General features: G+C 69.4%; 9 protein-coding genes. 4 read left to right on the forward strand and 5 right to left on the reverse strand.

What is annotated here, in order from left to right; all coding sequences use genetic code 11:
• Positions 1-137 precede the first annotated feature (137 nt).
• Together lysX and RF650_RS01980 are read left to right on the forward strand one after the other, a co-directional pair.
• Positions 138-3,467 (forward strand): bifunctional lysylphosphatidylglycerol synthetase/lysine--tRNA ligase LysX, encoded by a 3,330-nt coding sequence (lysX, locus tag RF650_RS01975; RefSeq protein WP_368813920.1) that lies wholly within the window; start codon positions 138-140, stop codon positions 3,465-3,467.
• Positions 3,468-3,600: 133 nt separating this feature from the next.
• On the forward strand, positions 3,601-4,275 hold the full coding sequence (locus RF650_RS01980; protein WP_368813921.1) for a DedA family protein: 675 nt from the start codon (positions 3,601-3,603) through the stop codon (positions 4,273-4,275).
• Here RF650_RS01980 and RF650_RS01985 read toward each other — a convergent pair.
• Positions 4,259-4,834 (reverse strand): zinc-binding dehydrogenase, encoded by a 576-nt coding sequence (locus tag RF650_RS01985; protein WP_368813922.1) that lies wholly within the window; start codon positions 4,832-4,834, stop codon positions 4,259-4,261. The two genes, RF650_RS01980 and RF650_RS01985, sit on opposite strands and share 17 nt — an antisense overlap.
• A gap of 140 nt (positions 4,835-4,974) precedes the next feature.
• Between RF650_RS01985 and RF650_RS01990 the strand changes: the two genes are divergently transcribed.
• Complete coding sequence (locus RF650_RS01990) at positions 4,975-6,231, forward strand: MFS transporter (RefSeq protein ID WP_368813923.1); 1,257 nt, start codon at positions 4,975-4,977, stop codon at positions 6,229-6,231.
• A 93-nt stretch (positions 6,232-6,324) separates the two neighbouring features.
• Here the strand turns inward: RF650_RS01990 and RF650_RS01995 are convergent, their stop codons facing one another.
• From RF650_RS01995 to RF650_RS02005, 3 genes are all read right to left on the reverse strand, one after another.
• The gene (locus tag RF650_RS01995; protein WP_145007508.1) at positions 6,325-7,986 is read right to left on the reverse strand and encodes a thiamine pyrophosphate-dependent enzyme; all 1,662 of its coding nucleotides are present in this window, start codon (positions 7,984-7,986) and stop codon (positions 6,325-6,327) included.
• 202 nt (positions 7,987-8,188) lie between these two features.
• Entirely contained in the window at positions 8,189-9,619 is a 1,431-nt protein-coding gene (locus RF650_RS02000; RefSeq protein ID WP_368813924.1) for a sugar porter family MFS transporter, read from the reverse strand.
• A gap of 255 nt (positions 9,620-9,874) precedes the next feature.
• Positions 9,875-11,131 carry an ROK family protein gene (locus RF650_RS02005; RefSeq protein WP_368813925.1) on the reverse strand — a complete coding sequence of 419 codons (1,257 nt, stop codon included), beginning with the start codon at positions 11,129-11,131 and terminating at the stop codon, positions 9,875-9,877.
• Positions 11,132-11,468: 337 nt separating this feature from the next.
• On the opposite strand from RF650_RS02005, the gene RF650_RS02010 reads away from it, so the two are divergent.
• On the forward strand, positions 11,469-12,323 hold the full coding sequence (locus tag RF650_RS02010; RefSeq protein WP_368813926.1) for a phosphatase PAP2 family protein: 855 nt from the start codon (positions 11,469-11,471) through the stop codon (positions 12,321-12,323).
• A gap of 147 nt (positions 12,324-12,470) precedes the next feature.
• Here RF650_RS02010 and RF650_RS02015 read toward each other — a convergent pair whose 3' ends face one another.
• On the reverse strand, positions 12,471-12,881 hold the full coding sequence (locus tag RF650_RS02015; RefSeq protein WP_311254003.1) for a universal stress protein: 411 nt from the start codon (positions 12,879-12,881) through the stop codon (positions 12,471-12,473).

Raw genomic sequence — 12,881 nt, forward strand, 5'->3', positions numbered from 1 at the left:
CAGAGATTCCCCACGTATCTTGTGTGCAGTACGAAGCCCGGCGGAATAAGACATAACCGATGGGTAGCCGTACGGAAAAACAGCATAGGTACATCGGCGCCGCGCGCGACGCTCGCCGGGCCCGTAAGGGGAAGTTGATGGTTGACGCCCAGCTCGCGCACGGTTGCCGTGTGCCCGAGCTCAGCACCACCACGCCGACGCAACGGCGGTGGGCGAGGATCCTCACGTGGGTCTTCGCCGTGGCCACCCTCGTGGGGGTGGTCCTGCTCCTGCTGCATTGGGTGGTGCGCATCAATCCGCTGCCCACCCTGCTCTTCGGGACCCTCAACATCCCCGTGGCGCCCTCGCTCGTCTCCGTGGTGGTGCTCGGGTTGCTCACCGGTGCGCTCGTGCGCCGCAAGCGCATCGCGCTGGCCACGGTCGCGATCACCCAGATCGTGGGTGTGCTGTGGTCCGTGTTCCAGGAGGTCCTGCGGGCAATGGGCCCCGAGGTCCCCAATCACGGGCCCATCCCCTCCGTGGTGTTCGTGACCCTGGACGCCGTGGCCATCGTGGTGGGCATCGCCGCGCTGTGCCTGCTGTGGTGGTTGCGCCCGGCGTTCCCCGCACGCACGGCCCCGCGCGGTGCGATGGCCGCCCTGGGGACCCTCGTGGGCGGTGTGGTCCTGACGATCATGGCCACCCACGCGGTGCTACTGGTCACGACGAACTCGGCGATCGACGACTGGAACGTCCTCGCCCAAGCCCTCGTGCGCAGCCTCGGCTGGGCGGGCCCCCGGCGACACTTCCACGGCACGGTCCCGCCGTGGCTCCCCGAACTGACCTCCGTGTTGCTGGCCCTGACGATCGTGCTCGCGGTGCTGATCTTCCTGCGCTCGTCCTCCCGTGCCGCGTCGTGGCGGCCCGGGGACGAGATCGCGGTGCGCTCGCTGCTCGCGCAGTACGGTGACGAGGACTCCCTGGGGTACTTCGCGACCCGCCGCGACAAGATCTCGGTCTTCTCCGTGGACGGACGCGCATGCGTCACCTTCCGGGTGGTGGGTCAGGTGGCGATCGCCTCCGGTGACCCGGTGGGGGACCCCGCGGCGTGGACGAACGCCGTGGAACGCTGGCTCGCGCGCACGCATCACTACGGCCTACTCCCGGCCGTCACCTCGGCATCCGAACGGGGTGCACGGGTGTATGCCTCTCAGGGAATGAGCGTACTGGTCATGGGGGACGAGGCCGTCCTGCATCCCGACCGCTTCTCCCTGGCCAACTCCTCGATGACCGCGGTGCGCCGGGCGGTGCGGCATGCCCGCCGGGCCGGGCTCACGGTGGAGATCGCCCGGCACGAGGACCTCGACCCACAGGAGCTCGAGCGCATGGGGCGGCTCGCGGACGAGTGGCGCGGGAACGAACCGGACCGCGGGTTCTCCATGGCGCTCAACCGCTGGGGGGACCCGGCGGACGGTCGCTGCATGCTCGTCATTGCCCGCGATCGCGACGGCGCGGCGCTGGGCCTGCTCTCGTTCGTCCCGTGGGGTCGGCGCGGACTGTCCCTGGACGTGATGCGGCGCAGCCCTCAGGCGCCGAACGGCACCACGGAACTGATGGTCTCGGAGCTCATGGACTACGGGGCGTCCCACGGGATCCGCGAGGTCTCCTTGAACTTCGCGATGTTCCGCGGGGTCTTCGAGGACTCCGAGAAGCTCGGTGCCGGTGTGATCACCCGCTTCAACTCCTCGGTGCTGGGTTTCATGGACCGGTTCTTCCAGCTCGAGAGCCTGTACCGGGCCAACGCCAAGTACCTGCCCGAGTGGGTACCCCGCTACGCGTGCTTCGACGGCTTCTTGTCCCTGCCCCGCATGGCGGCCGCCACGGCCCAGGTGGAGGGGTTCCTGCCCGCGGTGTTCGTGCGCACGGGGTCGCAGCCGCAGCTCGACGCCGAAACACTCGCCGCGGTGCGCGCGATCGACCACGGACCCGCACCCATGCGCGCCCTGGCCCCCAAGCGCTCGCAGCAGACCCGCCACCGCATGCGGCACGCGCGTGCCCTGGCCCACGCGGGGATCGACCCGTACCCCGTGGGTCTCGCGGAGGCCGAGCCCCTCGCTGCGGTGCTCGCGCGCCGGGGCGACGCCGCGGCGTCGTCGGCTGTGCGCGCGAGCGGGCGCGTCCGTAGGTTCCGCGACTTCGGAGGCGTGAGCTTCCTGGACCTGACCGACGGCGGCGCGACCGTGCAGGTGCTCGTGGACCGCGAGCGCGTGGACGCGTCCTGGGCGGCGATCCGGCCCAACGTGGACGTGGGTGATCTCGTGGTGGTGGACGGGCACTGGGGTGTGTCCCGCACCGGCACGGAGTCCGTGCTCGCCGAGCGGGTGACGATGGCCGCGAAGGCGCTGCAGCCCGTCCCGTTCGGCAGTTTCGAGAACCCAGAACAGCGGCTGCGCAAGCGTTCCATGGACCTCCTGGTGCACCCGCGCAGGATGGACCTGTTGCGTCAGCGCTCGCTCGCGGTGGACACCGTGCGCCGCGTGTTGACCGGGCAAGGCTACCGCGAGGTCGAGACACCGGTGCTGAACACGGTGCACGGTGGGGCCTCGGCGCGCCCGTTCCGCACGTACATCAACGCGTACGGGATGGACCTCACACTGCGGATCGCACCCGAGCTGTACCTCAAGCGACTGCTCGTGGCGGGCAGCGGGCCCATCTTCGAGGTGGCCCGCAACTTCCGCAACGAGGGCGCGGACGCGACACACAACCCGGAGTTCACCGCGCTCGAGGTCTACCACCCGTTCGCGGATTACACGGTCATGCGCGAGCTGACCGAGACGATGATCAAGACGGTGGCCCAGGCGTTGCACGGTACCCAGGTGCTGCCCCTGTACGGCGTGCACGACACCGAGGCCACGCCCGTGCTGACCGACGTGTCCGGGCCGTGGCCCGTGATCGCCGTGACGGATGCGGTGAGCAAGGCGGTGGGACGGCGGATCTCGATCGAGTCGGACTTCGAGACCCTGCTCGCAGTGGCCGCGCAGCACGACGTGGAGATCGGTCCGGGCATGGGCCCCGGGGCGGTGCTCGAGAGCCTCTATGAGGAGCTCGTGGAACCGCACACCGTGTTCCCCACGTTTTACTGCGACTTTCCGGAGGAGACCTCCCCGCTGACCGCACCCCACCGCTCCGAGGGCGGGCTCGTGGAACGCTGGGACCTGGTGGTCAACGGCATGGAACTCGGTACGGCGTACTCCGAGCTGACCGACCCGGTGGTCCAGCGCCACCGGCTCACGGAGCAGTCGCTCAAGGCCGCCGCGGGGGACCTCGAGGCCATGCAGGTGGACAATGATTTCCTGGACGCCCTGGAGGTGGGCATGCCCCCGGCCGGTGGCATGGGGATCGGGCTGGACCGGTTGGTCATGCTCATGACCGCCACGACCATCCGCGACGTCCTGAGTTTCCCGTTCGTGAAGCCGCAGCAGCCGTGATCGCGCCCCGCGCGACCCCGGTTGCGGGCACACCCGCGGGACGAACGAGCTACCCCGGGCGAGCGCCGTCGTCCGGGGAGGAACAGGACCGTGGTGCGCGGCACCCGGCCCATGAGGAGAAGACTGGGTCACCATGACGCTTGAACTGCTGCACACCGCGGGAACGCTGATCCCGCAGCTGCCACCGCTAGGCGATCCCGCCCAACTGCTCGAGCAGCTGGGGCCGTGGGCGCTCGCCGGGACCACCCTGATGGTGTTCGTGGAATCGGGGCTGTTGTTCCCGTTCCTGCCCGGGGACTCCCTGCTGTTCACGGGCGGACTGCTGCACGAGGCGTTGCAGGTCCCGCTGTGGCTCATGATCCTGGTACCGTTCATCGCGGCGGTCGCGGGAGACCAGGTGGGCTACTTCCTGGGTAACCGGTTCGGCCGGCGCTTCTTCTCCGACGACGCCCGATTCCTGAAGACCTCCTACCTCAACCGCACGGAGGACTTCTTCCTGCGCTACGGCGGCAGGGCGATCGTGCTCGCGCGCTTCGTCCCGATCATCCGCACGTACGTCCCGCTCGTCGCGGGTACGGCGCGCCACCCGTACCGCCGCTTCGTGGGATGGAACGTCCTGGGCGGATTCCTGTGGGTCACCATCATGGTGGTGGCAGGGTCCCTCCTGGGCGGGATCCCGCTGATCCGTGACCACGTGGACCTGATCGCGATCCTGATCGTGGTGATCTCCGTGATCCCGGTGGCGCTGCAGATCCTCAAGGGATTCCGGGCCCGGGGGCCGCAGGAGAGTGCTACGGAACGATCGTGAACTTTACGTGGCCGTCCCCGCCGCGCTCGGCGATCCGCAGCACCTCGCCGACCTCCTCGAGCGGGTGCACGGGCCCCAGGCAGTAGTCCACGGCCACCTCGCCGTCATGAATGCGGCGCACGGCCTCGTGGAAGGACACGAGACCGGGCTCGGACTGCGCGGCCACGGAGGCCTGCAGGCGCACGCACTTGCGGAAGGTCTCGAAGATCGGGACGGGAGCGGGCTCGAAGCTCTCGTACAACCCGAACCAGCCCACGATCCCGCGGTGGGCCACGATCTGCACGGCCTCCGCGCGCAGCGCGTCCGACCCCACGGCCTCGATGACCAGGTCCGCGCCGTTGTTGCCCGTGAGCTCCGAGACCACGGAGGCCAGGTCCTCGTCCGGGACCCGCACCGTGTGCGCCCCCAGCTCGCGGGAGATCCGCAGGCGTGATTCCTGCTTGTCCGAGACGATCACGCGCTCGAAACCCCGGCGCAGCGCGTCCTGGAGGAAGAACAGACCCGCGGAGCCCGCACCCATGATCACGCACGTGCCCGCGTGGCCTCCGGGGCCGGTCACTGCTCGGTCAGGATGGTCCCCGTCTCGAGGGCATGGGTTGCGCGCACGATGACTCCTCCACGGCGGGGACGGACAGGCTTCCGTCCTCACCGTATGGCACCGGTGTGGTCCCCGTGACAACGTACCGGTAACCTGTGCGGGTGGAACTTCCCCGGGCTCTGCGGCCGTTCTCGTCACGTGCGTACACGGTGCTCGCCGTGGCCATGTGCATGAGCGTCTTCGGCTCCGGGTTGTGGGCCGTGGCCCTCGTGGCGCGGGTCATGGCGCTCGGGGGTTCCGCGGTGCAACTGTCCCTCGTCACGGCCGCCGGCGCGGTGGGCATGGTGTGCTTCGTGCTGCTCGGCGGGGTCACTGCGGACCGCCTGCCCCTGGGGCTGATCCTGCGGTGCGTGGAGGTCACCAACCTGGTCACGGCGTTGACCATCGTGATCCTCACCTGGACCGACACCCTCGCGCTGTGGCACCTCGCGCTCGCCGCGTTCGTCTTCGCCGGCGCCGTGGGGTTCTTCTACCCCGCCTACTCCGCGGCCCTGCCCAGGATCCTGCCGCCCGATCAGCTGCTCGCGGCCAACGGCGTGGAGGGCACGGCCCGCCCCCTGCTGCAGATCGCGGCGGGGCCCGCGGTGGGCGGGGTCCTCACGGGCCTGGCCCTCCCGGGGGCGTCCGTCCTGGCGATCGCGGTGTGCCACGCGATCGCGCTGTCCTTCATGCTGCGGTTACGGATCCCGGAACGCGAGGTCACCGGGCCGATCCCCGCAGTGGACGCCGCCCGGCCCTCCGTCCTGCGCGATCTCGTGGACGGGTTCCGGTACTGCGTGCGCACCCCGTGGTTGCTGTGGACGCTGTTGTGGGCCATGAGCGCGGTGTTCCTGTTCATCGGCCCGCTCGAGGTGCTCGTCCCTTTCCTGGTGGTGGACCGGCTGGGCGGATCGCTCGCCAGTTACGGCGCCATGCTGGGGCTCTACGGCGTGTCCACGGCCGTGGGCTCGAGCATCATGGCGTCCGTCCAACTGCCCCGCAAGTACCTCACGACTATGGTCTGGCTGTGGGGTTTCGGTACCCTGCCGTTCGGTCTGGTGGGCGGCACCGACTCGTGGTGGGTCATGGCGGCGGCGCTGTGCATCTTCGGGGCCACGGGTGGCGCGGGTCAGGTCATCTGGGGCACGCTCCTGCAACGGCGGGTGCCCGGGCACATGCTGGGGCGGATCTCGTCCCTGGACTTCTTCGTCTCGCTGTCCCTCATGCCCATCTCCATGGCCGTGGCCGGGCCCGTCTCGCAGCTGCTGTCCCCGGAAGTGATCTTCTGGGGCGTCGCACTGCTGACCCCCACGCTCGGCGTGGTCGCGGTCGTCGTCGGGCGGATGTACCGGGACCAGGCCGCCCACCCCTTGCGGTGATCCCCGCGTGCGTGTCCTGAACGGACGACGCCGCCGCGGTGCCCCTCCCTGAGGACGGGCGCCGCGGCGTCGTGACAAGTATTTATATCGGGATCAGTATGCCTTGTTGCGCTGCTGGACGACCAGGTGGATCAACGCGAACGTGTGGTCCTCGTCGATCGCCTTGTAGGCCTGCTCAAGCGCCCCGGGGATCTCGGACTCGCGCTCCACACGCACGCCGAAACCGTGGAACGCCGTGGCCATGGCCGCGAAGTCCGGGTTTTTCAGCTGGGTCCCGGAGACGTGACCCGGGTAGTGCTGTTCCTGGTGGGTACGGATGGTGCCGTACTCCTGGTTGTCCATCACGATGACCAGGGGAGTGGCGCCGTACTGCGCGGCGGTCGCGAGTTCCTGGCCGTTCATGAGGAACTCGCCGTCCCCGGCGATCGAGATCACGCGGCGGCCGGGGTAGTTCAGGGACGCCGCCACGGCGGAGGGGATCGAGTAACCCATGGAGCCGTTGCGCGCGGAGATCATGGACGCGTAGCCGTTCGTGGGGAAGTATCGGTGGGCCCAGTTGGTGTGCTCGCCCGCGCCGAAGGTGACCATGGCGTCCTCGGGGAGGGTCGCGACGAGGTTCGCCATCATGGTGTCCATCGAGGCCGGGCCGTCCGCGGGGGAGGCGTCCTTGGGGGTGGAGAAGTCCACCTGCTGCTGACGCATCCGCGCGCACCAGTCCCGCCACGCGTCCGAGACGGGAAGATCCATGCACACCAGGTCACGGACGAACACGTCCGGCTTGGCCACGATCTGGTAGGTCACCGCGCCGGAACGCCCGCGCATGGAGGGGTCCATGGTCACGATGAAGTTCTTCTTGGTCCAGTCCTGGCGCACCAGGAAGCCGTTGGTGATCACGTCACCGGGGACCGTGCCCACGAACACCAGCAGGTCGGTCTCCTCCAGCAGGTCGTAGGTGGGCTTGGGGCGGCCGTAACCGATGGGTCCCACGTACGAGGGGGAGTCGAACGGGACGGTGCCCTCGCAGCGCCACTCTGCGGCGGCGGGGATGTGGTGTTCCTCGAGCCACGCGGTGAAGCGCTGCGCGCCCTGCGGGGTCCAGTCGTTACCACCGAAGACGAACAGGGGCTTCTGGGAATCCTTGAGCGCGGACTCGAGGGCCTTCCAGTCCTCCACGGTCATCCCGCCACCGGCCACCGGGATCTCCGGGTGCACCGTGGGTTCGATCTGCCGGGTGATGACGTCCTCGGGCAGGCCCACCACCACGGGCCCCGGACGCCCGGAACGCGCGGCGAACATGGCCTCGGCCACGTACTCGGAGGCCCGCTCCGCGTGGTCCAGGACCATCACGCGCTTGGCCCCGGAGGCGAACCACTGATGCGGGTCGAACTCCTGGAACGCTTCCTTCTCACGGTGCTCGAACGGGATGAGTCCCACGAACAACACCATGGGCGTGGAGTCCTGCCACGCGGTGTGCAGGCCCACGTGCGCGTTGGCTGCGCCGGGACCACGGGTCACCATGGCCACGCCCGGGACGTCGTTCATCTTCCCGTCCGCTTCCGCCATGTACGCGGCGCCACCCTCCTGACGGCACACCACGGTGTCGATGGGGGAGTCGTAGAGCCCGTCCAGGACGTCTAGGTAACTCTCGCCGGGAACCACGTAGGCGCGCTCGACCCCGTGCGCCGCGAGGGAATCCACGATCACGTGGCCCGCGGACTTGCGTCCTGAGGTCGAGGAGTCGGTGTGCTGCGTCATGGGAGGCTCTCTTTTCGCCGTTGAACGTGTCGTGCTTCCCGGGCCCCGATGCCCGGGCAGCGGCAAATCTGTCTTGAAAATACCCGAACACCTGATCCCTACCGGTATTGCGACGAGCTGTTATCACGAACGTGAACCCGGTGTGACAATGCCCCGGTGCGCGTGTAACGCGAACCGGGGCATCGGGACGGGGAGAGGGGGATCAGGCGTGCATGTCCTCGAGTTCCACGTTGTTGGTCTCCCGCACCATCTTGATGGTGAAGACCAGGGACACCAGCGCGAAGAACGCGTAGATGCCGTAGGTCAGTCCCAGCGAGAAGTTGGACAGTGAGGGGAAGGAGACGGTCACGGCCCAGTTGGCGATCCACTGCACCGCACCGGCCACGGCCAGCGCCGCGCCGCGGATGCGGTTGGGGAACATCTCACCGAGCAGGACCCACATGAGCGGACCCCACGAGACACCGAAGAACACGACGAACAGGTTGGCGGCGATCAGCGCCACGGGTCCGGCCACGGGGCCGAGCTCGGGGGTGAGCTGGCCGTCCACCATGACCTTGGTGGCAGTCGCGAACACCACGGACATGACACCCAGGGACAGGGCCATGCCGGCGGAGCCGGCGAGCAGAAGCGGCCGGCGCCCGATCCGGTCCACCAGGAAGATGGCCACGATGGTCACCGCCACGTTGACCACGGAGGTGGCCACGGAGATGGTGAACGAATCGGACTCCTTGAAGCCCACTGACTCCCACAACACGTTGGAGTAGTAGAAGATCACGTTGATGCCCACGAACTGCTGCAGGGCGGCCAGGCCGATGCCCACCCACACCACGGGCTTGAGCCCGGCCATGGAACCGCGCAGGTCCGAGAAGCGGGGCTTGCGCTCGTTGTCCACGGTGCTGCGGATCTTGGAAACGCGGGCGTCCACGGCGTCGTCACCGTGGATCCGGGAGAGGACGGCGCGCGCCTCGTCCGGACGACCCACCGAGACCAGGTAGCGCGGCGACTCGGGGATCAGGAACGCGCCGATGCCGTACAGCACGGCGGGCACGGCCATGACCAGGAACATCCAGCGCCACGCGGCCAGCCCGAACCACAGCTCGTTGGCGGCGCCACCGGCCCAGTGGGCGAGCAGGGCGTCGATGAGCAGGGACAAGAAGATGCCCAGCACGATACCCATCTGCTGCAGCGAGCCCAGGCGTCCGCGCAGGTGTGCGGGGGAGACCTCCGCGATGTATGCCGGTGCGATCACGGACGCCACACCCACGCCGATACCGCCCACGACCCGCCAGAAGACGAGCCATTCGATGGACTGCGTGAAACCGCAGCCGATCGCCGAGAGCAGGAACAACAGTGCCGCGATCTTCATGATGGGGATGCGCCCCGTGCGGTCCGCGATGCGGGAACCGAAGAACGCACCCACGGCGGCGCCCAGGAGGGCCGCGGCCACCGCGAAGCCCAGGGGCCCGGGACCCACATCGAACGTGGACTGGATGGAGGAGACCGCGCCGTTGATCACGGCGGAGTCGTACCCGAAGAGGAGGCCGCCGAACGCGGCCACGGTGGTGATGCGAATGACCGCGCCGGTGTTCGTCTGATGACGCTCCGGCGAGTGTGCTTGCGCTGGATTGCTCATCCCGCAGCTCCCTTGCTGTACCGAAATTCAACGCTTCCCGCTCCCGGGGATCATGCCGTCCGTTCCGGGGATGTACCGGTCGAGGGGCCCGTACGAGGCGGATTTTCGTCTCCTGGAACCAGCTCGTGGGACCAGGGAGGGCGGCTACCGGGGAAGGACAGTGAACCCAGGGTAGGACCCAGGTCACAAATTGTCCATGAGTCGAAGACAAATTCCGCGCGTGTCGTTTGCGGCGCTCAGCGCGCCCCGGATGTCCTACACGGGGAGGGACGTCTCGGCCCGCGCACGGATGAGCGCACCCATGAGGTGCGCCCGAGCCCCGAGCTGCGCGGTGACGATCCGCAGCCCGGACACACAACCGCGCACCGCGTAGCGCTGCACCGCGTCCCGCACGGGATCGAGCAGCAGGTCCTCGGCGCGCGCGAGCGCCCCGCCCACGACCATGAGTTCCGGGTTGAACGCATTGCACAGCTGGGCCACGGCACCGCCGATCAACCGCCCGGTGTCCGTGATCACCCGGGTGCATCCGGGATCGCCGGCCAGCGCCTCCCGGACCACGTCACCCACGGATTCCACGCGCCGACCCGAGGAGGCCACGACGTCCAGCACGGTCTGGGAGGACACGAAGGTCTCGAGGCACCCTCGGTTGCCGCACCTGCACAGCCCCGCGCGTTCGTCGAGCGTCACGTGGCCGATCTCGCCCGCGGACCCGGTGGCCCCGCGGTACAGCCCGCCGCCCAGGATCAACCCGGCACCCACGCCGTGCGAGAGCTTGAGGTAGGCCATGTGGGCCGTCCCACGCCCCGCACCGAGCGCGTGCTCGGCCACGGCCCCGGCGTTCGCGTCGTTCTCCACCACGGTGGGACAGCCCAGCGTCCCGGTGGCCAGCGCTCGCAGGTCCAGCCCGGCCCACGCCGGGAGGATGGCCCCCGAACCGAGGCCGCGGCACTCGGCGTCCACGGGTGCGGGAAGGGTGAGCCCCGCGCCCAGGATGCGCTGGGCAGGAACGTCGAGCGAGGTCCGCAACTCGTCGAGGATCTCTCGCGCCCCGGTCAGTACGTTCTCGGCGCGGTGCCCGGCCGGGAGGTCGATGCGCCGCTGCGCGCGGACGTCCAGGTTCAGGTCCGCCACGGCCACGCTCGCGTGGCGGTGGCCCACGTCCACTCCCACCAGGTAGCCGGCGCTCTCGCTGAAGTGCACGCGCTGCCCGCGCCGCCCGCCGTGCTCGGGTTCCATGGCGAGCAGGTCGCACGCGGTGAGCTCGTGGACGATGGACGAGACCGTCGACGGCGCCAGGGCCGTCTCCCGCGCGATGCTCGCCTGGGTCGCCGCACCCAGCTCGCGCACCGCGTCCACGACCCTGCGGCGATTGGCCAGGCGCAGTGCCGCCTGAGACCCCGGGGCGGTCAGTTGCGCGGAGGCAGGCTGCGGCGAGGGCGGGTGTGTGGAGGGCGGGCCGACCTGCGCCCGAGACGCTCGCGTGGAGCGCGGGGGTGGGGGTGTGGACGCCATCGTCTCTTCCCTTCGCGAATGTTTCTTGAGGGCTGAGTGTAGTCAGTGTTCGGGGGATGAACTTTTAGGCGTCCCGAGAGGTGTCCGCGCCAGGAAGACGCATGTGAACGGACTATTCGTCCCCGCGGAGCACATACCAAACGAAGCATCCAAGCGAAAAAAGGTGTCTTTGGACTGGGTGTTTCACGTGAAACCCCGTTCCCAGCCCGCGGGGCACGGTGCGCCCGCGCAGCGATGCCGACCCTGGAATACCCCGGAACTTCGCATCACACACGCCACACCGCGTGCGACACGCCCACTTCAGGAATCGTTGAGTGTCTCGTGTCACCATTGACACATGACCTATCCGGCGCAGCACACTTCCCCCTCGCCGGGCGGGTCCCCGTGGCGGTTGCCGCAGTTGCGTCACCGAGTGGCCGTTCCCTTGGTCACGGTGTTGCTGACGGCAACCCTTGGGCGTCTGGTGGTGTTGTCACCGCAGATCACCCACGGGGAGACCGCGTTGCTCGAGGGGCTCTCCCAGCATCGCAACGTTCTTCTGGACGCGGTGGCCACCGCGGTGCAGTACGCACTGTCCAACGGCGCGGTGGTGTTGATCATCGCCGCCGTCATCGGGTGGCTGGCCGTCCTCAGACGCCGCCCCCTCGACGCCACCGGTTTCGGGATCACCGGCCTCGCCGGGTGGGGTGCCGTGGGTCTGGTCAAGGTGTTCGTGGAGCGGCCGCGTCCCACGTTCCTGAGCGGGGAGGCCCTCGCACCGGTCACCGGCTCCATGTCCTTCCCGTCCTCGCACACGGGTGCGGTCGTGGCGATCGCGCTGGCCATGGGTCTCGTGGCCTCCCGCCGTTCCTCACGGCGTCGGATCGCGCTGTTCGGCACGCTGGCCGTGGTGATCGTGGGGGCTGCCCGTATGTACTCGGGCGCGCACTACCCGTTGGACGTCCTGGCCGCCGTGCCCGTGGCCTGGGCCGGGGTCATGGCCGGGTGCGCCCTGGCCAACAAAGTGGTGCCCGCTCTCGCGTTCGGGTTCTCGTGGCGTCAGGCCGGGGTGTCCCAGCCGGCACCCGCGACTACGCGTCGCGCCGGCTCCGCGACGGCAACCGCGCCCGCGCCGTCGTACCGGCCCGCGCGGGGCAGCACCGCGCTGGACGGCGCCGCGCAGCACGACGAGCGCACCGACCGCGCGGCCTGAGCGCTCTTTCCATCACGTCCCACCGACGACGGCGGGCCGGACCTTGGGGGTCCGGCCCGCCGTTCCACGGGGCGATGATTGGTGCTCGCGTGGTCTCTCCCCGTCAGGGCCGCTGGCGCGTGACGGGAAACTGTCGACGTCGCTCGCTCAGGCGGCGTCGTACCCCGCCTTCACGCACAGCACAGGGCACCCGGCCTCGAGCAGCAGCCGCTGCGTGGTGGGGGCCATGATCAACTTGCCCACCGGGGTGCGCCGGCGGGTCCCGATCACGAGCAGAGCGGTCCGGTCGCGATCGGTGGCCTCGAGGATGACGTCCGCCGGATCGGCGTCGTGCGCCACGGGGACCAGCTCGTAGGACACGCCGCTCTCGTCGAGCGCGGCGCGGTCCTCTTTTACGGCGGCTTCGGTGTCCTCGGGGCCGGTGTGCCGTCCCCAGCGCTTGGTGTGATGGCCCTGGACCACCACGAGGTCCGTCGAACGCAGGGTGGCCTCAGTGATCCCGGCGCGCAGGGCGGCCCGGCCGGCGGGGGTGGGTAAGTATCCGACAACGATGTTCAT

Origin of the sequence: Kocuria sp. CPCC 205297, assembly GCF_040981035.1 — a bacterium.
GTDB lineage: Bacteria > Actinomycetota > Actinomycetes > Actinomycetales > Micrococcaceae > Kocuria > Kocuria marina.